Here is a 24,114-nt window from a genome sequence, read left to right on the forward strand (position 1 = left end):
GGAGTATTACAGTTTTTTATCCAGATGCACCGCCACAAACTTATATGGGAGATACCCTATTGATAGATTCTCTATTTGAAGGATTAGAATTAACTGCTGAACAAGTATTTATCAAGGCAGGAATTCCCAATACAATTCTTCCCAGTTGATTGATTGTAAGCATTCAGCTATTAGCTAGTCAGCTATCAGCAATTAATAATAAGTAATTAGTTCTCAGGTTTAGTTAGGGGACTTTACCAGTAATTTTTCTTCAAACTCAATTTCAAAGGTTGCTTTTATCTTCCTCAAAATTAATAGCTGAAGTTCGCAGTTCCTCCGTAGGAGGCTAGCTAATAGTTGACGGCTGTTTGCGCAGCAGTCCGCAGGAAATGCTTACGATTAATTAGTAGTGATGCATTGCAATTATTTTGGTTACGAGTCAGGGCACTAATTTGAATATGCCTATTGAAGGTTGTTCTGTTTTGACCCACTACTATAAGGTATATTATATTCATAAGCTGATTCCCACATCTTAATATCAATTGTATTTTTAAAATATTTTGAATTATCATCAACTAACTTGGCTTTTATGAGGCAGTAATGCATGAAATTTTTAGATTGCTTTTTGAGGGTTTCCAACCATAGTTTTTCTTCATCAGATAAAGTTTGGTTCTTATCACAGTACCAATCATAAAAATAAAATGGTTTTGGATAGATATATGTTAGCTCCAAATTCCAAATACCATTTGAAAACAACATTGGTAGTTCCTTTTCAATCAAAGCATGATTTTCATCACCTAATGACATCAAGTATGCTCTATATTCTCCACCAATTACCAAGTGTTTAATTGAACCAATCATACTTTTTCTAAAAATTTCAAGTCCATCTAGACCACCATTACAATAAATCTTTGCCTGTTTACTATTCATTACTGGAACATAGGGAAGACCTGAAATAATGAGGTCATATTTATTATTAACAGAATCATATAGATTCCCAATATTATGCTTAATATTAGAATTCTTAGAATTGATCTGAGAATTTATATTTGCTAGTTTTATTGCTCTAGGGTTTATATCATAAGAGTCAACTTTAGCAAATTTTTTATGGGCAGCTCTAATTCCATAAATACCACAACCACAACCTAATTCTAGTAGGTTTAGATTATCGCTATTTGGTAAATAAAATTTTGAACATAACGATACTTCTTCTATATAAGGTCTAAAAACTTCGTTAGTATTATTGCCTTTCCAGTCACACAAAAAAATATCTCCATCAAATCTAAATATGTAGTATTTACTAAAAATTTTCAAATCATCTTTGTATAAGATACCGCTCTCTAAACAAGATGTTATAGAGGATAAGTCTATACTCTTTACATCTATAGACTGATTTTCATTAAACAACATTGAATAGTTTTCTGGAGCTTTATCTGCGAGGTATATTATTTCATTTTTTACTTTTGAATAATCCATATTATTAGCAAAATCTCTAGTAATATTAATCATAAATTCTGTCATATATTGATATGATTATAAATCTATTCTGCCCAAATAAATGCAGAACAAGCTTCATTTAATTAGGGCTTGCTGATTAAATCTCAAAGCACTGCTAAATAAAGGTAAGTGCCTTTTTGGGGCTTTGAAAAAGTGCCTGGTTTCCAGTCTAAAACGCTCAAAAAGTTAGTATTTTAGGCGCATAGTTGGGTAGAAAAATCATTCTTACAATTGTTACTCCTACCTCCTCGCTCCCAAGCCATTTCTCCTGTCTCCTGTATCCTGTCTCCTGTCTCCTACCCCTACTAAAAGACTTTTTCAGCAAACCCTAATTAGGGCTTGCTGATTAATTATAAAACCATTTATAAGTAAAGGTTTGAGCTTTCTTTGATTCCCAAAAAGTGCGCTTATTTTAGTCTAAAATCCTCAAAAAATTAGCATAAAAGGCAAACCTTCGGACAGAAAAATTGAGGGACAATTATTACTCCTATCTCCTCTAAATTCGCCGTTTATCCTGACTCCTACCCCTACCAAAAGACTTTATTCAGTAAACCCTAATTAGGAGTAACTTTAGACATGACTCTATATCACAAATAAATTGTTTTGCAGATTCATGTTGTAAAGTTGAATCATTAGCAGAATTTCTGCTATCTTTTGCACATATAGCAATCCTAATTTGTGACAATTTTTATAATAGTTAATTTGAGCTGAAAACAAGAGCAAATTCTGACTCCTGACTCCTGATATAAAATCCGGTTATACAGTAATCGCATTCAATAATCCTCAACTAAAATATGTTAAGCATAAATACGAATTTAAAAATTTATGCATTTTCATTTCCTTTCTTACTCCTAACTCCTAACTCATTACTCATTACTCATTACTCATTACTCCTAACTCATTACTCATTACTCATTACTCCTAACTCATTACTCATTACTCATTACTCATTACTCATTACTCATTACTCCTAACTCCTAACTCATTACTCATTACTCATTACTCATTACTCCTAACTCCTAACTCATTACTCATTACTCCTAACTCCTAACTCCTAACTCCTAACTCATTACTCATTACTCATTACTCCTAACTCATTACTCATTACTCATTACTCATTACTCCTAACTCCTAACTCCTAACTCCTAACTCCTAACTCCTAACTCATTACTCATTACTCATTACTCATTACTCATTACTCATTACTCCTAACTCCTAACTCCTAACTCCTAACTCATTACTCATTACTCCTAACTCCTAACTCATTACTCATTACTCCTAACTCCTAACTCATTACTCATTACTCCTAACTCCTAACTCATTACTCCTAACTCATTACTTATTACTCATTACTCCTAACTCCTAACTCCTAACTCCTAACTCCTAACTCCTAACTCCTAACTCCTAACTCATTACTCCTAACTCCTAACTCATTACTTATTACTCATTACTCATTACTTATTACTCCTAACTCATTACTCATTACTCATTACTCATTACTCCTAACTCCTAACTCATTACTCATTACTCATTACTCATTACTCATTACTCATTACTCCTAACTCATTACTTATTACTCATTACTCATTACTCATTACTCCTTACTCCTCAGTAATACGATAATTAATTACCCGGATTCTATATGACTCCTAACTCCTAATTGCCACCAAAATATTGCAACTTAAATAAGTTTAACTATATTGACCTCCATTGATATTTAATATAGAACCAGTCAGATAATCTGGTGCATCAAAAGTAACATATTTCACAAAATTAGCAACTTCCTCAATTCTTCCTTTTCGTTTAATATGTGTACTTTCAACAGCCTGATTTTGCCTTTCTACAGAAACTCCTTTTGCCATCTTTGATTCAAATATGCCTGGATTTATTCCGATAATTACTGCTTTTTTAGAAGAGAGGGACTTTGATAAACTTAAAACTAATCCATTAAGACCTGCTTTGGCAATTCCATAACCTATATCTCTACTGCCTACATAAGCAGCTGCAGAACCCACAATAATGACTCGATTTTGAATATTTTTGTCCAAACATTTTTTTAGTAAACCAATAACAAAATGAGAAGTTCCTATTAAATTAACCTGGATACTTTCATATATTTTTTCTTCTTCAAATACAGTTGAATTAAATGTCGGTTCTGCAAATGTTCCGATACAACTGACAACAAGATGCTGTTGATATTTTTCAACAGGAATTTTTTCTATGGTCTCTCGAATTTTGTCTCTGTCTTTAAAATCACAATCAAAATAATATTTTAAATTTTTCTTCTTGGTCGTTTCATGTATATCTATTCCCAGAATGTCAGCATCTAGATCGTCACAATTAGCTAGAAAGGAACCTAAAACTCCTTCCACACCTAATATGATTAGTAATTTATTTTTCTGCATTTTTCATTTGCTCCAAATTACTGACAAAATTTTCGACATTTTTTCTAATCATTGTTTGATATTTTTCCAAAGATATAGTTAAGTCTGAAGTATATGTTATGGCTCTGGAAATAGGTATTATTACACCTTTTATTTCCCGACCAAAATTGATTAAAAAATTTTCGATAGTTCCACCTTGACTCCCAACTCCTGGAGCTAAAATAATAGCATTAGGCATAAGCTTTCTTAAATTATTTCCCTCTGAAGGAAATGTTGCTCCAACAACAGCACCTATAGAACTATAACCATTTTTGCCGAGGCTATCTTTACTATAATTATTGACAAGTTCTGCTAAATACTGAGAAATATTTTTTCCATCGACTACTTTATCTTGAATCAATTTAAAACCAGGGTTGGAAGTTTTTACTAATATAAATATTCCCTTATTAAAGTTAATAGCTGATTCTACAAATGGCTGTAAACTATCTTCTCCTAAAAAAGGATTGATTGTCATACAATCAACTGTTATATCTGAAGTTATAGTCAAACCGTTTTTCAATGTTGTTTGACCTTCTAAATATGCTTTGGCATAAGCTAGTGATGTAGAACCAATATCGCCTCTTTTCGCATCTAGAATTACCAAAAGATTTTTATTTTTAGCATACTCAATAGATTTTGATAGAGCTTTAATACCCAAGGTTCCAAATTGTTCAAAATATGCAGATTGAAATTTGACAGCAGGAATCAGATCGTATGAACTATCAATAACTATTTTTGAGAAATCAAACAATGCGTTTGTAATAGCTATAGAATTATCCGGTTCCGGTATAAGAATATTAGGCATCAAATTAAAATTGGGATCGATACCAACAACTATATGGCTTGTATTAGTAATTTTTTCAATAAGGCGATCGGCAAAATTCATAATTTCTCCTTACTTTTAAATTTGTTTTTCTGTAGTCTACCTTTGTAAAATTCCGATAACTCTATAGCAATGCTAAATAGGTTGCGGGTAATCAAAAAGTAGATAAAAAAACTGAAACTCCCGCCTGTTGCCTGTTGCCTAAAAGCGGTAAGATTTTTATACACAAATAAAATAGGATTGCTATATTTTTTCAATTACTTATGTTAAATCAAAAACTTGTTTATTTTATCTCAACGTAGGCCCTTGACCCGCGTTCTCTATCCCCCCTAACCCCTCTTTGAAAGGGGGGAGTGCGTAGGGACGTTGCATGCAACGTCCCTACCCATAAGAACAATTAACAATAACTTGGCTAAAATTATTAAAAAGGTTATTTAGTCCTGCTAATCACTTAATAATTAAAGTATCACCCAAGTATAGCATTACTGTTGGGAATTTGTATTACCAGAAAATTCAGGTATAAAGCCTCTCCATTCATGGAGAAAAAAGAAAAAAATTCCTTGAGCACCAATCCTCTTCTTTATCAGAATAGGTAATTATTAATTATTAATTATTAATTATTAATTATTGAATCCCTATTCCCTACTCTCTCTTTTCTAGAGAGGTCTATTTTATGACCAAATTGCTCTTTTTTAGATATTAAATAATTTCGCCATTCTCTTTTTTTACTTATTATTGGTATTCTTTGGTTAACCTTAATTCCATTTTCTTCTAAAAACCTCTCTTTATCGGGATTATTGGAAATTAGGTTTACTTCTTTAATGTTTAAATCTTGCAATATTAAAATTGCTGGATAATAGGTTCTTTGATCTGGTATTAAATTTAAACGTTGAAAAGCTTCAAATGTTGAACAACCTTCTCGATCCATCAGTGTATAACTTTTCAATTTATTCGTCCAACCTGCACCTCTACCTTCATGGTTAAAATGGTATATAATCATTCCATTTCCTTCTTGATGAATTATTTCCATCGCTTTTGTAAGTTGCCAATTACAGTCACATCTTTGACAACCAAAAATATCGCTTGTATAACAAGCAGAGTTAATTCGTAGCAACAATGGAGTGTCTGTATCTGTTATATTACCCTTGTAAATGACAGCGTGTTCAGTTTCTATATTTCTATGCTCGATTGTATATCCTCCTATGTAAAATTCTCGCTTATTATTGTCTCTTAAAAAGACATTTAATTCCTTGTTAGTAATTGTATATTCTGAAATATTCATACAGATTAATCAGATTTTTTTATTCTTGATAATCGGTGATAATTTAAGTAAGCATTTCCTGCGGACTGCTGCACAAACAGCCGTCAGCTATAAGGTATAGCGTTTTTATTTGAGATGCGGAAATAGAGTGCTATTAAAAAAGTATGAAGGTTTGGGGCAATGGGCAATGATCAAGAATATCAAACAGCATTAAATACTGAAAAATGTAAGGCAATAGGCACTCAATCAGCACTCTATTAGAAAAAATATTAATCTAGGTTGAAATATCATTTGAAAACACTATATCAGCTATTGGTTTTAGTTTTGTTGATAAAAGCTTTATTATTCAGAATTAAATCTGACTACAAAAGCCAGTTTTAAAGTCGATATTCATTTCAATCTTCTCCTTAAGGTTGAAGTTTTATTGCTGTTTGCGTAGCATTCCGCAGGAAAAGCTGACAGCTAATAGCTAATATAGCCATAAGATTTGAGTTGTGAGATATTGAAAACTTTTAGGGAACACCGGAGCTGGGAAGAAGAAAAAAACATATCATATGAATATAATAATTGCTATAATAATACTTTTAAGGAACATCTTAATTCTCACAACTCATTCCTGATTGCTATAGCTGAATCCTTACTAATTTGACATACTTGATTAACTAAACTAACCGGATTGCTATCGAATATAACTTGACTATCTGTTTTCTTTTGAAAAAAATCAATCAACAATTTAATACATTCTGTAGCACCTCCTGTATAAGAAAGAATACCAATTATTTTTTCCATATCATAAGCAATAGAAAACTCATTTAGAGTTCCCCATCGTCCTCCAATAATAATAGCAGCATCACATTCTGCAACAGAAGATACGTTCCTATACTTAAGACAATATTTTCGCAGTTCCTTGTACTTATACTCTTCTGGAATTAAGACAAGACTATCGTATAATTCCAAGGCAGTTCCCATCATTGCCCTATGTTGCTCCCGACTATAGGCACCAGAAAATCCGATTGAATATCCACCCATAGCTTTAGCACCTTCAACAGCAGCTAGAGGTATACCTTTACACGCTCCTGTAATAATAGTGTTTCCTGCTTTGGCAATTTCTTCTCCGATCTTTCTAGCTTTATTTGTAATATCTTCCTCAGTATCTATAGAAGCACCAAAAACACCTATTTTCATAATAGACATCTCCAGAATTTTGTATTTAATAGCAAATTAACAGGAGATTGTAGTGAATTATCAAAATATTCAAAGTTTCTTAAAGATTATTGAGATGCAGGAGTATTAAGAGTATGGGTTGTTGATTGTAAAGCCAGGAGTATTAGAGTTTTTTTATCAAGATTCACTACCACAAACTTATATGGGAAAAACTTTACTTATAGATGCTTTATTTGAGGGATTAGAATTAACTGCTGAACAAGTATTTATCAAGGCAGGAATTCCTACTTTTTTTCATAAAAATGTTTAAATAATAGATATTGTACTATATGATTTTAATACACATTTAATTCCCTCATAATTTTTTCTCGTTTTTCTAGAGGAGATTGTGGTAATTTTTTCCCTAGTAAAAATTCCAATTCTGGAGAGATAATTATAGTTCTATTGTTTTCTATTCTGAGATGTTTGTTGACCTCTTGCTCCGTTAAAATCTGTTTGTTTATATAAGTTTGTAATAATTTATGAATAATTAGAAAAGAATGATAAATAATTGATGTTAACTTACCTCCAGGAATGTGAATATACTGTTCACCAGTTTGATGCTGATACTGATAACGAATAGGATTATGATCTCTTTTAGCAGCTTCTAATTCATTTGCTGGTTTTTTACCAGGGTAAACCTGAAGATTTTTTTTCAACTTTATTGGTTCTAACTGCGCCACCCAAGGTATCCATTGAGATACTCCTTTTTGAATAGCTTGGAGAATAGAGATTTCATTTCGACTATCAAAATAATCAGTTTCACACCTTACCCAACTTATCCAGTTTTGAGGTAGATTGATTGGAGTCTTATCAAGAGGAATATAAAGTTCTGCTTGATTATATTCTAATCCATAAAAAATAGCCAAACGATTCTGACCTGCTTTGATAATTCCTCCGTATTGTCCACGAATTAGTAAGGTGCTAGAGAAACTGTCTATCAATTGAGGGATTTGAGTCTTGAGAGTCTCTGGAATTTTATATAACCCATAGGCTTTTAATTTAACAATATTTCCTACTTGTTTTTCTGCTGAAAATGAGGGGATTGGAATTTCTAATCCTCTAGCATATCCTGTATTAATTACTGTGTTAAAGTATAACTTTTTTTTCCTGGTTAATCTGTAGTTCAAATCCTTGCTTGCTTGGTTGAATATTAGTCACTTGATGGTTAGTTTTAAGATTAATTTTTTCCTCTTTTATTAAATTATTAAGTAATTGAATTAAATGACTACAATATTCGCCGATATTTAGAACTGGTTGTTTGACTTTAACCGCGCCATTAAATAAATTTTTGTCTCCAGTTCCCCACAAAATTTCTTCTGGTTCGATTTCCTGAACCAGTTTTTTCGCGGAGCCAAAAATTTGCTCTGATGGATAATTATTAATATGGTTATTATAAATTTAAATCAAATTTTTACTAACATCTTTGAGAGTTACGCCTTTTTGATAAATTGCTGTATTTCCCTTGATATTAGGAGCTAAGTAATTCACATAGTGATCTTCAAAAACATAGTCAGGCATGACTTTTTTAAACAAAAGAGTTTGTTTAAACAAAAGTTCTAATGTAGAAAAATGTCCTCCATAAACAAAATGATGTAAAATCCCTGTATTATTAAGGGAAGCACTATAATGATTTAAGAGGGTAGATTCAGCCTCTAGAACTGTTACTTTGGCAATTCCTAATTGAGAAAGAATAGAAGCAACAGAAACTCCCATAGCTCCTGCACCGATAATAGCGATTTTTTGTTGTGCTTCTGGGGGAATATTAAATAGTTTTTTGTGCATAAATTACCAAGGATAAAGTTTAAAAATTTGACTTTTATAAGATAGTAATATTTCTAAACTTAGTTTTTCAAGATCATCTTAACCAGACAAGTGAGTGGCCTGTCAAGATGGAATTTTTTGGTAGTGGGAGCATCTTGACTCTCATTCGTGGTAAGAATTTCCTGCGGAATGCTTACCTATATTTCAGAAAAATGTTTAAATAATAAATGATGAATAAATTGATAGCGATCGCCTACTCTTTGCAATAATAAACGACTCGCAGCATAATTGAGAAAACGACGATAATTCCAGGGAATATGCCCATTAAAAAATAGAATAATCCGCAGCACAAAATTTTTTAGTCCGGGCAAACCAAAAAATATCCCCATAATTACACCTCCAATAGCACCACTAATTAAACCTTGGTATAAATCGAAAACCAAGGTAAAAATAAACCCAAAAATAAACCCCCAAAATAACACACTAATCAAATTAACAATTAACTGATATGCCTGTAACTCGCCGTTAGAATCTAACCAAGCTGGCCGTAGTTTTTCTATTGTAAATTCCTGAGTATTATCTGCAGCCATTCGTTGTGCTAGCCATGCTAACCATCGTCTTGTATGTTCCGGCAGTGGTTCTCGGCCTCTAGAATACCAATTATCGTTATTCTCTCGCCCTAATTGACGACGAATATAAGCATTTAATAAATATTTTTCTCTTCCATTTTCAGAAGTAATTCTTCTCCAAGCAGCAATTAAAATTTCCTCATAAGCTAAAGTCATCATACTCAACATTAATGGTATTTCAGCTAAGTTTAATAACTCTGGTTCATCCTGAATATAATGCCAAAGTTCTCTACTACTAGCTGCCAATAAATAATCTTGAATCTGACCGATTTTTAAAGGCTGTAATAATACAGCAGCATTTAATTTAAACTTAGTCCGAGAATTTTTATAAGCGGCAAAACTACTGCAAATAACTAAGTCCTTTGGTTGCAAATATACCGATAATTTATTAATTTCTTCTAAGCAATTTTTAGATAATTCTGGAGATACTCGATCAAATCCATCTATTAGAAGTGACAATTGTTGATTTTCTAGCCAATTCCTAATCACTTTTTTGGGTATCTTGTACTTAAATTTAATTTGATTAACTAACCAATCTGAAATATCCTGATTTTTATTTTGCCATGTCGAAAGGTCTAATAATACTGGAATTGATGTTTGTGGTTCTTTTTCCGCCCGAATTACTAGCTTTCTAGCTAATTCTAGTAAAGCTGTAGTTTTTCCACCCCCAGGATTTCCTAATATCAGTAATTTTCCTTTCATTCGGTCAAAAACTTGAATAATATTGATTTTTGCTGGTAGTTGAAAACTAGGGCGCTTTCCTACTTTTACTTCTATATCCCAAGAACGTTTTAATTGTTGGGGTGGCCGCTGACGAACAAGATTAACTATCACTGCATGGTGTAGAGACTGCGATCGCAGTTGCAGAACTTCTCTTTTAACTGTATTTAATAGTTTATCGCGATTTCTTTGCACCTTCGTATATTTCTATTGTTAGATGATTGAGTTAGCTGTTATCTTATACCGTTTCACGGAAGTCAAAAGCGAGTGCGTAATTCTGAGGCCCCCTCAGAATGTAAGACGCACATCTGACAATCAAAAGTCATGCATTAAGATTTTATACCAGACGTAACAAACATTTATCACCCTTGGTATTAGAGGCTCAAAACTTTGAAACTACAGTAATTTAACCGAAATTATTTCACATCTAAGATTTAAAACTATTTGTGACATCTCTAAAGTGAATTGGTATTAATTTAACTATATTTAAGCTAGAATTTAGCAGTAAATGCTTACATATTTATAGTTATTTTATCGTTAAAATATTAACAGCATATATCTGTCTTAATAGCTGATAGTGATATCTGTGAGAAAAATGCAAATTAGCCAATAAAGTGAACATAAAATCTAGTTTATAAAGGGGTAAAAATTATGTCATTCAACATGGTACAACTAATCGTTACAGGAATAACTGGCCTTGCTAGTGCTACCTCTGTTGCTTATTTCACAATTCAGTCTGATTCGTCACAATTTACTACTAATTCTTTACAGACACAAAAATTGGATAGTAACCTAATTTCAGTGGTTCCGAAACATCAACTAAAATCTTCATATTCAACTTCTAATTCCTCAGATTTAGTTAGTCACAGTTCTAGTCCAGTTGTGATTACACCACCAACATCGGGGTGTAAAATTCGTATGGCCATAGTAGACGACCCTGAACCACCTCTAAATGTTCGTAGCAGTCCAGAAGTTAGAGAAGGCAATAAAGTTGCTCAACTTAACAATAATACCTTTGTTTCTGTCGCAGATGAAAAATCTGGCTGGCTACGAATTACTGAACCAGTTATAGGTTGGGTTGCTAAGAACCGAACTCGTAGCAGTTGTGCCACAGTAGATAAGACTATTACTTTTTCCCCAGAAAGTGACACAGCTATTGTTAGAGGGGAGATGATTGGTACTGGTAGTCATAATTATCGGGTCAGGATGATCCAGGGTCAGACCATGACTATCAAAAATTCTGGGGATGTATTTCCAGCAATTATTAGTCCTGATGGCCAACTTATGGCAAGGGAACCTAATATTGAAGGTAATAAAAATGAATGGACAGATACTATGCCTATCAGTGGGGTATATACTTTAGAATTCGATTCTAATTTCCGTGGATTTGAATATGAATTTTTAGTAGAAATTAAAGAAGGGAATAGGGAATAGGGAATAGGGAATAGAGATTTGTAGCAAACATTTATCAAATTGCTGTAATAATTATTGTTTTAGTGGGGTTTGATAGTCCTGTTCGCGTAATGGTGAAGACATATATTTTTTAATTTCTTCCCACACTCCCCACACTTCCCACACTCCCCACACTTCCCACACTCCCCATACTTCCCTACTCCCTCACTCCCCTACTCCCCACACTCCCTCTACCCGGGGATTTTAATTATAAATTCTGTGCCTTTTCCTAGAGCAGAAATACATTCTAATTCCCCCTCGTGATGTTCCACAATAACTTGATAGCTAATTGCTAAACCTAATCCTGTACCTTTACCCACTGGTTTTGTGGTATAGAAAGGGTCAAATATGTGCTTTTGTACTGCTTCACTCATACCTATACCATTGTCAGCTATCCTAATTGTTATTTGATTTTCTGTTTCTATCTCTGTAGTAATAGTAATTTGAGGAAGGGAATTGCTTGATTCTTTTCTCATTGGTTGTACTGCATCAATAGCATTGCCAATAATATTCATAAATACCTGATTCAGTTCGCCGGGATAGCATCTTACTTTGGGTAATTGACCGTAATTTTTAACAACTTTAATTTCCAATTCATGGGGTTTAGCTTTGAGATTATTTTGGAGAATCATCAGAGTTGAATCAATTCCTTCATGTATATCTACATTCTTAACTTCTGATTCATCAAGGCGAGAAAAATTGCGTAAATATTCTACAATTTTTTTAATTCGATTAGCTCCTATTTTCATAGAAGTTAGTATTTTTGGCAAATCTGCAACTAAAAAATCTAACTCTATTTCTTCTATAATATCTGTTACTTCTGGAAAAGGTTTTGGATAATATTGTTGATATAGTTTAATGACATTTAATAAGTTTTCAGCATATTCTTGAGTATGGTCTATATTGCCATAAATAAAGTTGATTGGGTTATTAATTTCGTGAGCTATTCCTGCCACTAACTGACCTAAAGAAGACATTTTTTCTGTTTGAATTAGTTGGGTTTGAGTCCGCTTTAATTCTTCTAAAGTTTGAGCTAGACGTTGATTTTTTTCGTTTAATTCTTCGGTGCGTTGCTTTACTTTTTTTTCTAAAGTATCGTAAAGCAAAGCATTTTCTAGAGAAATTGCTGCTTGAGTTGTAATCATTTCTAATAGTTGTAATCTTTCAGAAGTAAATGCACCTGTTGTTAAATTGTTTTCTAAGTAGATAACACCAATGATTTTTCCTTGTTTTTTAATTGGAGTACATAATATAGATTGAGGTTGCTGTCGTTTCAGATAAGGATCGTTTCTCCATATTGCTTCTGTCATTACATCATCGAATACCTGGAATTTTCTAGTCCTCCATACGTAATTAATTAACGTTTGGGGTAATTCTTGAGTTGCCGAAACAGGTATTGCAGGGCGCTGGAAATTTTGTAAATATTGCTGATCGTTTGTAGCGCTCGCGGAGCGGAACGGATATTCTATCGCTGTATCTATAACGTGACTCATTGCTTCGAGGATTAACTGCCGATCTTTGAGGAGAACGAGGGCGCATTTTTGGGCACCAGCATTTTCTATTATCAGTCGAATTAATGTTGAGAGTAAATTTTCTAGTTTTACTTCTCCAGACAGAGTTTGATACGCTTTGAGTACAGTTGATAGATCGAGGATATTTTCCCTGCTGCTACTTTGTCTGTGGGAAGTTGCCAGGGAGTTGCTATTTTCTGAAGAGCTAAGAAAAACTGATGTTAGTAGTTGTGGGTAGCGTTTTTCTAAATCTTTGACTTTTGTTACTGCTCCCCAATTAATATATCCATAGTAAGCTTCTAAAATATAGGTTTGGGCAATTTTGGTTTTGCCCCACTCTAGATAAAATTTGGCACACAGTTCGTTTGCGAGAGCTGCTTCTTGAATATATTTGTTTTCTGTAGCAAGGGCGATCGCTTGTTCGTAAGTTTCTATCGCGTCCAGTTTTTCTCCCAGTATTCTGTGTTTTTCTGCTGTTATTAAATAATATTTGTGGGAGTAGTTTGTGGGTGCGTGTTCTGCCCAAAACTTCATTTTTTCTTGATTAGCAGTTACTTCTTCTAGTATTTGTTTTCTTTCTACAGCTTCTGCTTCTGAGTAACAAGCTAGTTGAGCTAGGGATCTATAAAGGTAATACACTGGAATATAAAAGAATCCCATGACACCATTAATATATTCTTCTCCTAAAACTGCATAGTGTTTTGATATCTGAAAATTCCCCCATAAATAAGACAAAATTAATTTATGCAGATAGATTTGAAATAGAGCAAAATGGTCATTTATATTTTGATAGAAAGGAATAAATTTTTCCTCATTATAAGTGCTGCCTAATAACAATTCAGGATTTTCTCCACCTCCTCGTAAATTGATAACAGCTTGATGATACATCTCATTGTAGTAGTAATTATTTTCTTGCTTAATTTGCTTGAGAGAACTGCTATAATTTGTGATTTCAGATTCTAAATTATCTAAAGATACACCTGCAAAGTAAGAGTAACTACAATAGTTAAAAATACTATAAGCAGCGAACTCTAAATCTCCTATTTCTAAACCAACTTTATAAGCTTCGAGCAAATGAGAAAAAGTTTCTTGAACATGATTTTTCCAATGTTCTATGCCATTGTAAACTACTTGAAATACTCTGGTTTTCTGGTCTTTACTGTTAAATTTTTCTAGTAGCTCGCAGGCAAGTCTACCAAACTGATACCCAGCATCAATATTTTGTTCTACAGCACATAAAAGCAAACCATAACTTGCACAATAAAAAGCAAATAATGGAGAATTTCCTGACTGTAAAGATAGATTTATTGCCACACATATAATCAGTGGTAATAACTCTGGCTTGCTAATAAATGCAATTGGAAAAAGTGATGATAATATTCGCATTTCTGCTAATTTATTTTCATCGTCCAATAATGGTAAATTAATCAGTTCAGAAATATTTTTTCCCCTGAGCTTAGTTTTAGTTGTTTGTAAGTATTCTTGAATATCTAATTGAGTTGGATTTGCGGGAAATCTAATATCAATAAGCTCTAAAACAGATAAACCAATAGTTAAAGCTTCTTGCAGTTTACTCTGAGTAATACCAGCTTGTATCTTAATTTCATAAACTTTTATTTTATCCAAGAGTTGTGCTGCTTTCTCTAATACAATATCAACCAACTTCTCCATTTGCTCAAAATCACCATTCAAGTAGGTAGCTTCTGTCCCTTCTTCATGTAGTGCCAATGTTAGTTTATATTGAGTGGACCAACTATTTTCAGTTAGTAAATTTATCCCTGTCTTAAAATAAGATATTGCTGTTTTATAAGCAGTAGAAACTTTAGCCTTAATTCCAGCTTTTAAATTTAAACCTGCTAATTCTTCCCTAGCTTCTGCTTCTGTAATTAATTCCACACCATAATTAAGTTGATTGACAATTTCAAAGATTTTTTCTTCTAGTTGGTCATCTGCCGTATTATTTAAGAGTAATCTGCCAATTTTCAGATGAATTTCTTGTTTTTTTTGTTGAGGAATTAGACTATAAGCTGCTTGTTGAACCCGGTCGTGGAGAAAATGATAAATTGGTGTTTGTAAATCGGTTATTTCAGGCAAGCGATCATCATTTTCTCCCTGATAAAATTTATAGGTTTCGTCCTCTGGTAAAATCAATCCTTCTGATAAAGAATTCCATAAAATCAACGCAGTTTCTGACAGATTTTTCTCAGAAACAATAGATAGAGTTTTTAAATCAAACTTGTTACTAATACAAGCTGCTAATTGTAATATTTCCTGAGTTGAAGGGGGAAGTTTTTGTATTTGGGCAGCCATTAATTCAACTACATTTCCTCTAGCTGCTAAGATTTTAATTCCTGGCAAATCAAACAACCACTTACCCTGTTTATAGCTATAAAAGATTAATCTTTCCTTGTGTAGACACTTGATAAACTGAGCGCTAAAAAAAGGATTACCTTGAGTTTTTTGATAAATCTGTTCGCTAAGTACCAGTGATTCCTGTGGAGAATAATTGATAGTATCAGCAACCAAATTATTGAGTGCTGACTGACTCAAAGAAGTAAGAATAATTTGATTAACAACAGCACCTATTTTTTTTACTTCCTCAACAGTTAAGAGCAAAGGATGCCCAGAATTTACTTCATTATCTCGATAAGCTCCTATCAGTAATAAATAGTTAATATCAACTTTTTCCATCACCAACTTCATCAACTTCAAGGAAGCTAAATCTGCCCATTGTAAATCATCAAGAAATATAACTAATGGATGCTCTGCTTGAGCAAATACAGAGATAAAGTTTGATAGTAATAAATTGAAGCGATTTTCGGCAGCACTCGGAGATAATTCCGTAGCAGGAGGTTGTTTGCCAATCAATAATTCTAATTCGGGAATTACATCAATTATAACTTGTGCTTCTTCCCCTAATACTTGTTGTAATTTAGTAGCGATCGCTTGTAATTTTTCTTCTGGTTCGCTTAAAATTTGCTTAATCAATTCTTGAAAGGCATTTAACCAAGCATAAAATGGAATATTTATTTGAAATTGTTCAAATTTTCCAGAAATAAAATAACCTCGTTTTTTGAGGATAGGTTTGTGAATTTCATGAACTAATGCTGATTTTCCAATACCAGAAAATCCCCCAACTAACATCAACTCTCTTCGTGGTTTATATGGATGACAAATACGGTCAAAAGCTGTTAATATTTTTTCTACTTCTTGGTCTCTGCCATAGAGTTTTTCAGGTATAATTAAGCAGTTGTTATTATCTTTTTCTCCCAAGTCAAATAATCTGATTTTTCCAGTATTTTCCCACTCAGACTGACATTTTTCTAGATCGTGGCGCAATCCTGCTGTTGTTTGATAACGTTCTTCTGGTATTTTTGCCATCAATTTCAGCACAATAGCATTGAGAGCTGCGGGTATTCTTGGATTTAGCTCAATTATAGATTGTGGTTGACGAGCAATGTGAAAGTGAACTAGCTCCATAGGATCTTTTGATTGAAAAGGGAGTCTTCCAGTCAATAATTCATAAAATGTAATCCCCAACGAATAAAAATCACTCCGATAATCAATACCTCGATTCATCCGTCCAGTTTGTTCGGGAGACATATAGGCAAGAGTACCTTCAAAAGAATTAGGATTGCGTATTTCTGGAGTCTCTTTCGGTAACTTAGTAGTGCTACTAAAATCAATTATTTGGATTTGTTTTGTTTGGGGATTAATAATAATATTGCGGGGTTTAATATCTTGATGAATAATCTGATGTTGGTGTAATTTTTCTAGTGAATTAACTATTTGCAGAGCAATGTGAAAAAATTGATTGATGTCTGTAGAAAAGCTGTTGAAATTAGAAGTATTTTGATTGTTGATAAATTGATGTAGAGAAATACCCCCAAAATCTTCCATTACTAATATTAAACGTTGCTCAAATTTTTCCAGAGCAAGCATTTTTACGATTCCTGGAAAATTCAAATTGTTGATAAGTGTGTAAGCATTCCGATATCGAGTCAATTCATTGAAATTAGGATAGGGATAATGTGGCAACTTTAGGATGACTGGTTTTTGGTATAATTTTCCCCAAGCGCGATGAATAACAGTGCGATCGCTGACATATATTTTTTCTACGAGTTCATAGTTCAGTATTTTGTGCATCAGCAACCCCTAAATTATTAATTAAAGATCCTATAAGATTATACAAAAAAAATCATCATCCTTTTTGCTTCACTGTCAATTCTCGCAGTGCTTCTATTCTTTTTACAGCGCAATTCATTTAATATTATCAGGACTTACGCAGAGAATCTACATATAGGGATAGCGAATACCATCTACCCCTACATATGGTGGTTTAACACTCAATTTGCGTAAGTCCTGATCATGTCCAGTAGCATCGGTATTTTCAACAATTAATAATGAATAATGAATAATGAATAATTACCTCTCCATGAATGGAAGAGGATTGACAAAGAGATGAAAAATTTTCTTCACAGGAGTCGATTGGATATGGCGAGGAGACCTCGCCATCCCATCCTACGGAATGCTGCGCAAACGACCGCTTATTATCCCCTATCCAAGGGGAGGCGCATACCCACAATTTTTCGGTATAGCAGTCGAAGCAAAGGTTAGGACAGATAAAAAGCTTAAAACTCAGATAACGTAATACTTTTCCTTCTTCCTTCTTCCCTCTTCCTTCTTTCTTCTGCTATAAGGGTGAAGGTAAGGAAGAAGCGGTGCGACCCCGCGTCGGCGTCAGACGCAAGGGAATGCTGACCAAGAGAGGGAATGCGCACTCCTGTGAGGAAGAAGGAAGAGGGAAGAAAGCTTAAAAGCTTGAAAAAACTTAAATTTCCTGTAGATATTCGCCCTTGATTTTACACAAACGCGCCCCAACAGAAAGCCCCTAACAGTGATGTTAAGGAATCCCGCGCTGTCTCGTAGAGCAGCGTCGGGAGGATGTCAATAATGCGGTACAACTGATGGGGTAAATTTTTTGCTTGTTCCCAACTCCTATCTCCCCTACTCCCCTACTCCCCTACTCCCCTACTCCCCTACTCCCCTACTCTCTATTTCTTGGGTCAACTCTTCCTTAACTCGTTCCCATTCAGCTCCAACTAGAGAAAGAATTTCAAGAGCTTTTTTTAAATTAAAATCTGCTCCAGACTCAACCACAGCACGAGTCATATGCTCTAACTCTTGACACAATTCAGAAAAATTAATTGCTCCTAGTAAAGCACTACTAGACTTCAGAGTATGAGAAGCTCCTTTTAATGCAGTATAATCATGTTTTTTGATAGATTTCCTGATAATATCCATTTGCTTATTACCATCAACAAGATAGTCTTGCATCAAAATAATTAGAGTATCTGGTTCATCATCATAAAGATTGCGGAAATCTGCTAAAGTTTTGGGATTGATCGCTGATTTTTTCTCATCTTCTGCTTCTAATATATTATCCAATAAATCTAAATCTTCAGCTGTAGCTCCATCAGTTTCTGGTGCATTCTCTAAATCAATTAAATGTCCGTCAAGTTCTGCCAATTCTTGTAAACCTGCTTCAGAAATAAGTATCGTTTCATCATCATTAGTAGGAAGCAAACTACTGCTTGATGTTGGAGTGGGAAATACACTCTTAACTAACGCTTTTTCCTCCAACTGAGAGTTCAACTTGACTTTACCGTTGATAAATTTGTGCTTATAAGTAACTGGTTTCTTAGGAGGATCTCTTTTTACCAATGCTGAATCATTTCTAGGCATTGACTTCTCCTTTCGTATCTGCTTATAAGTAACTGGTTTCTTAGGAGGATCTCTTTTTACCAATGCTGAATCATTTCTAGGCGTTGACTTCTCCTTTCGTCTTGGCAGCTTGCATTTGTTGAGAGCTTCCACTAATTGATCACGACGAATTGGTTTGGTAACATAATCATCCATACCAGCATTGAGACATTTATCACGATCGCCCTGCATAGCATTAGCTGTCATGGCAATGATCCAAGGACGTTTTTCTTCTGGATAATCTTGATGAATACGAATGGTGGTCTCTATTCCATCCATCTGTGGCATCTGTACATCCATTAATACCACATCGTAGGGTACTCGCTTGAGAGCATCTAAAACTTCTATTCCGTTAGCAGCTACATCTGCACGATAACCTATTCTTCCTAGCAAGTGTATTGCTACTTTCTGATTAATTACGTTATCTTCTGCCAACAAGATGCGGATATGAGAGCGATCGCTACTTCTCTCGCTAAACCTTTGAAAATATTTCAGACCTAAACTAGGAGTTTTTGCATTAGCTGTTTCATCTGCTGTAGTACCAAATACTTGCAATAAAACATTATAAAATTGAGACTGTTTCACTGGTTTATTCAAAAAACCAGCTAAATTAACTTTTGCCTCTTGAAGTTCTCGGAAAATTTCTGCCTTGCCCAGATAAGTAAACATTAATAAGGGCAAAGATAACGAATAATTTTGCTCGGGATTTTGTTCAGTTTCCAACTTCCGAATCTTTCTCGCTAATGTCAGTCCATCCATATCTGAAAGATTCATAGCAATAATCCCTATATCAAAATCTCTTCTCTGCTTCAACCAGCTCAAAGCTTTTGTACCAGAATCAGCAATTATAGGTATCATTTCCCATGAATTAACTTGTTGTTTTATTACCTCTTGATTAACAGGATGACTTTCAACAACTAATAATTTTTTACCTTTTAAGAAACTATCAATTTCTTCAGAAGAAGGAACTGTAATTGCTTCTGCTTGAATCGTAAAATAAAAAGTTGAACCTCTACGATCTGCTTCGGGTTTAACAAAGTAAGGAGGTGGAGACCCTGCTATATTTACTAGAGATTTAGCAGTATTTGAGTTGGCAAAATTCACACCGGTTTCTCGATTATTAATTCTGCTGCTATTATCATTAATTTTTGATTTAATAATTTGCCTATTTTTTTCTTTCAATTCATCTGTTTCTTTCCACTGAGAAACCACCCACATTTTACCGCCCATCATTTCACTTAAACGCTGACTAATAGCTAATCCTAAACCCGTACCACCATATTGTCTAGTTGTAGAAGCGTCTACTTGAGAAAAAGCTTTGAATAAGCGGTCCATGCGACCTGGGGGAATACCAATACCTGTATCTTTCACGGCAAACTGGATGTCATAGGTACCTGTGGTTTTACTAGGAGTTTCATCATTAAATATTCCCTCGTAATTCATATCTTCTAATTGATTATTTTGACCAACTTTTCTAGCCGTTACAGAAACAACCACCTCTCCTTTTTCTGTAAATTTAACAGCATTTCCTAGCAAGTTAACCAACACTTGACGCAGCCTTGTTACATCTCCTACAATCATTGCTGGCACAGAACTATCAATTAAACAAGCAAGCTCTAAATCTTTATGTGCTGCCCTCGGTGCTAATAACTCTAACGCCTCTTCAACACAGTTTCTAATATCCAAAGAACTTTGTTCTAATTCCAATTTACCAGATTCTATTTTAGTAAAATCAAGAATATCATTAATAATAGTTAAAAGCGCATCTCCACTAGTGCGAATAGTCTCCACAAAATCTCGTTGTTCTGTCGTTAATTCCATATCTAATAGCAGACTTGTCATCCCAATTACACCATTCATTGGGGTGCGAATTTCGTGGCTCATCATTGCTAAAAATTCACTCTTGGCACGGTTTGCTACTTCTGCTGCTTGTCGAGCTTGTTCTAGAGCTTGATTTTGAGCTTCTAGCTGTTGTTTATGAGTAACTTCTGACTCTAATATGTGCGCCTGAGCTAATGTTAATCCTACCTGAGCTGCGACATTTTCTAATAAGTCTATTTCATCCTGCGTCCACTGACGCATATAATCACATTGATGTAAATTAATAATACCATTTGGTTGTCCTTGATAAGAAGTGCGAACTGCCAACATTGACCTAACATTTAGCCTCCGATACATCGGTGCAGATGATTTTAATAAAAGGTCTGAAAATATATCTGGAGTAGCGATCGCTTTGTCTTCTGATAATAACTTTTCTGTATGAGAATTATAAGTAACTACAATATCTAAATCTAAAGTTGATTCGTAACCAGTTTCCAAATATTCAGCAACACAAGGGAGGTGGGGATAAGGTTGAGAAAGATAATTATGGATTGAACAACGGTTGACTCCAAATACTCGCCCAATTTGAGTAGCAGTAGTCTGAAAAATTTCTTGAGTGTCTAACTTAGAGCGAATTTCTTGAGTAATTTGTTTGAGCAATAAAATGTGCTGATATTTTCTCTGTAAAGCTTCTATGGCATCTTGTCGCAATAATTCGCCACCTATATAAGTTGCCATTAACTTTAAAACTTCTATCTCTGTTGAGTTCCATTGATTCTTCGGAAGACGACTGGTAAAACTGAGAGTGCCATAAATTCTTCCTAAAACAAAAATTTTCGTGCCAAGATAAGATTCTACGCGACGCACTGTATATGCTGGATGATGTCGCCACTGGGAATTTTTAGCAGATCCGATCGCTAGAGGTTCATTGGAGCGCAATACTTCCCGATCGAATGTCTGTTGGAGGGCGAAAGCATCTCCTTTCGCTATTCCAAATAGGAAATCTTCTGGTAAGTGAGCAGCAATGACCTCGTAACGTTCTCCTAAAACTTTTCCTAATAGTCCTATATCCATGCCAAACCGACGGCATCCCATATCTAATAATGCAACTATTTTGCTTTCAAAAGAGTTATCTGCGTTAGTAGTAACTTCATATAGTTCTCTAATTGCTTTTTCATTAGCTTGCAAATTTTCTTGGGTTGCTATCCTCGCAGAAATTTCACTGAGGGTACTTACCATACCAGTAATATTGCCTTTGTTATCAGCTATCAATGTACTCTTCATTTCTACTGAACAATAATTCCCATTTTTGGTTAACCACTTCAATTGATAGCAACCTGCAACTAATTTTTTATTACTAGCAACCAACTCTATATTTTCTTGGGTATTCTCTGCTGAAGAATTTAATTTTTTTCTATCTTCTGGGTGAATGAACTCTAAATAATTTCGACCTAAGCTATTTTCACAAGTAAAACCTGTAATTTTTTTCCAGGTCTCATTTAAGAAGATTAAATTACCTGTAGCATCAGTTTTAAAAGCTATCTCTTGAATATTATTAACTATTTCGGTGTACTGTTTTACTTGATATTTTAGTTTTATTTCTGTTTCTTTAGACTGAGTAATATCTATCAAACTTCCCACCATTCTCACTGGGATTCCTGATTGCCATAATGCTTTTCCTCTATCTAGAACCCAGATAAAGCTATGATTTTTGCGTTTGATGCGATATTCTATTCGGTAGAAAAGAGATTTATTGGCTAAATGTTCTTGAACTGCTGCACTAACTTTGTCGATGTCTTTTGGATGAATTCTATTTAACCATTCATCAACTTTATGGGAAATTTCATTATCTTTGTAGCCCAATATTTTTTTCCACTGAGATGAGTAAAATATTTCATTTGTTTTGATATTCCAATCCCAAACTCCATCTTGATTTCCTTCAATTGCTATAACTGTACTTTCTTCTGTTTTGAGATTGATTTTTTCTAAATTTTTCCGTTCTACAGCAGACTGCTTGAATTTTTCATCGATTTTTTGCAGTTGAATAGATGTTTTTTCTATATAATTATGAAACCGAATTAATGATTGATATAATGATTTAGGTAACAGTATTTGTTGAATTATTTTTGTAGGAGTAATAATATTAGTTATTCTGCCTGTGGGACTTTGTACAATTAGAGGCAATAGATAATAACTTTTTTTCATTAAACCTAAAGCTACTTCTAGACTGGCCTGAGAACGTACTAGGACTGGTAAAGTATTACAAACTGTCTCAGCTTTAGTTTGATTAAAATCTATTTTTAATGCTTGTAGTTGTACTATATCTCTACTGCTAACTGTCCCTAATATTTTAGTCGATTTCTGATTTTGAAATGGATTTTCTTGAGTCTCAGTAATCAGAATATAACTAACATGATGGGTAAACATCAGTTGGGTAATTTGCCGAATTGATAAAGAAGATGAAGCTTTAATAATTTGAGATTCAGGGATTTGTTCTAATTGATTAATTTGGATTAAGTTAGTTGGTAAAGTTAAGGATGAGTCAAAAGTTATTTTTGGGGCATTATTGTGAGCTTCTAATTCTTGTTTTTGGGATGCGACCTTAGTACCATTTTTATTAATAGATGCTTCCCTTTGCCTGTTGGCTATTAAATTTAGACTCTTGTTATTTGTCTGAGGCCGATCGAAAATTAAACTACGGGTAGTCAATAGGCCAATTAGCTCTTCTGACTCATCAAGCATTGGTAAATGGCTAATTTGATGTTTTTCTAGTATTGACAAGAGAGCAAAGATATCTTTAACTTCCGATATTCGGGCTGTTATGATGGATCTAATCATAATTTGAGCAATGGGAAATCCACTTAGGGAAGCGCCGATCGAGACTAGCTGTACTAAGTCTCTCTCAGTAAATATACCAACTATCAGCCCTAAAGATTGTAACTTTATATCTTGAGATTTGGAACCATTACTTAGGTTTTGAGATTCTGTAGTGCGATCGCTTTGTGGAGGTGTTTTTACAACATTAGAAGGAGAGGATGATTCTACAATTAACACACAACTTGCACCTGTAAGACTCATAGAAGTAATTACATCTTCTATCGGAGTTTCTGGTGTAGCGGTAAAGGGATGATAATTAATGGCCTGACTGATGGAGGGGATAAACATTTTGGATGACTCTGATGATGTTTGATCAAAAATATAACAATGTAGAATTTTGTACCGAATAATGCAAATTTAAAGGTTTACTTTTGTCTGATTGATATAACTT

The 24,114-nt window shown here is 33.9% G+C and carries 13 protein-coding genes; 2 read left to right on the top strand and 11 right to left on the bottom strand.

The window, feature by feature from the left end; genetic code table 11:
• Positions 1–441: 441 nt before the first annotated feature.
• The 5 genes from F6K23_RS34195 to F6K23_RS34215 form a co-directional block, all read right to left on the bottom strand.
• The gene (locus F6K23_RS34195) at positions 442–1,488 is read right to left on the bottom strand and encodes a methyltransferase (RefSeq protein WP_293164665.1); all 1,047 of its coding nucleotides are present in this window, start codon (positions 1,486–1,488) and stop codon (positions 442–444) included.
• A gap of 1,679 nt (positions 1,489–3,167) precedes the next feature.
• A complete protein-coding gene (locus F6K23_RS34200; protein WP_293164666.1) occupies positions 3,168–3,881 on the bottom strand; it encodes an SDR family NAD(P)-dependent oxidoreductase in 714 nt (237 codons plus the stop codon).
• Positions 3,868–4,785, bottom strand: coding sequence for an orotidine-5'-phosphate decarboxylase (gene pyrF, locus F6K23_RS34205; RefSeq protein WP_293164668.1), 918 nt, complete (start codon positions 4,783–4,785; stop codon positions 3,868–3,870). The genes F6K23_RS34200 and pyrF overlap by 14 nt, the downstream gene beginning before the upstream one ends.
• A gap of 550 nt (positions 4,786–5,335) precedes the next feature.
• Positions 5,336–6,004, bottom strand: a complete 669-nt coding sequence (locus F6K23_RS34210; protein ID WP_293164670.1) for a GTP cyclohydrolase II — start codon at positions 6,002–6,004, stop codon at positions 5,336–5,338.
• Between the two features lie 582 nt (positions 6,005–6,586).
• Positions 6,587–7,168, bottom strand: a complete 582-nt coding sequence (locus F6K23_RS34215; RefSeq protein WP_293164672.1) for a hypothetical protein — start codon at positions 7,166–7,168, stop codon at positions 6,587–6,589.
• A gap of 121 nt (positions 7,169–7,289) precedes the next feature.
• On the opposite strand from F6K23_RS34215, the gene F6K23_RS34220 reads away from it, so the two are divergent.
• Entirely contained in the window at positions 7,290–7,457 is a 168-nt protein-coding gene (locus F6K23_RS34220) for a hypothetical protein (RefSeq protein ID WP_293164674.1), read from the top strand.
• A gap of 25 nt (positions 7,458–7,482) precedes the next feature.
• Here the strand turns inward: F6K23_RS34220 and F6K23_RS34225 are convergent, their stop codons facing one another.
• The 4 genes from F6K23_RS34225 to F6K23_RS34240 all read right to left on the bottom strand — a co-directional run bounded on the left by F6K23_RS34225 (position 7,483) and on the right by F6K23_RS34240 (position 10,494).
• Positions 7,483–8,316, bottom strand: a complete 834-nt coding sequence (locus F6K23_RS34225; RefSeq protein ID WP_293164676.1) for a hypothetical protein — start codon at positions 8,314–8,316, stop codon at positions 7,483–7,485.
• Entirely contained in the window at positions 8,276–8,497 is a 222-nt protein-coding gene (locus F6K23_RS34230) for a hypothetical protein (RefSeq protein WP_293164678.1), read from the bottom strand. Before F6K23_RS34230 ends, F6K23_RS34225 begins: the two co-directional genes overlap by 41 nt.
• 90 nt (positions 8,498–8,587) lie before the next feature.
• Positions 8,588–8,971 carry an FAD-dependent oxidoreductase gene (locus tag F6K23_RS34235; RefSeq protein ID WP_293164680.1) on the bottom strand — a complete coding sequence of 128 codons (384 nt, stop codon included), beginning with the start codon at positions 8,969–8,971 and terminating at the stop codon, positions 8,588–8,590.
• Between the two features lie 176 nt (positions 8,972–9,147).
• The gene (locus F6K23_RS34240; protein ID WP_293164682.1) at positions 9,148–10,494 is read right to left on the bottom strand and encodes an NACHT domain-containing NTPase; all 1,347 of its coding nucleotides are present in this window, start codon (positions 10,492–10,494) and stop codon (positions 9,148–9,150) included.
• A 456-nt stretch (positions 10,495–10,950) separates the two neighbouring features.
• On the opposite strand from F6K23_RS34240, the gene F6K23_RS34245 reads away from it, so the two are divergent.
• Positions 10,951–11,733 carry an SH3 domain-containing protein gene (locus F6K23_RS34245; RefSeq protein WP_293164684.1) on the top strand — a complete coding sequence of 261 codons (783 nt, stop codon included), beginning with the start codon at positions 10,951–10,953 and terminating at the stop codon, positions 11,731–11,733.
• Between the two features lie 209 nt (positions 11,734–11,942).
• Here the strand turns inward: F6K23_RS34245 and F6K23_RS34250 are convergent, their stop codons facing one another.
• Positions 11,943–17,408, bottom strand: coding sequence for an ATP-binding sensor histidine kinase (locus F6K23_RS34250; protein ID WP_293164686.1), 5,466 nt, complete (start codon positions 17,406–17,408; stop codon positions 11,943–11,945).
• A gap of 885 nt (positions 17,409–18,293) precedes the next feature.
• The gene (locus F6K23_RS34255) at positions 18,294–24,011 is read right to left on the bottom strand and encodes a response regulator (protein ID WP_293164688.1); all 5,718 of its coding nucleotides are present in this window, start codon (positions 24,009–24,011) and stop codon (positions 18,294–18,296) included.
• Positions 24,012–24,114: the final 103 nt, after the last annotated feature.

The organism is Okeania sp. SIO2C9, assembly GCF_010672455.1.
In the GTDB taxonomy this organism is placed as follows: Bacteria; Cyanobacteriota; Cyanobacteriia; order Cyanobacteriales; family Microcoleaceae; genus Okeania.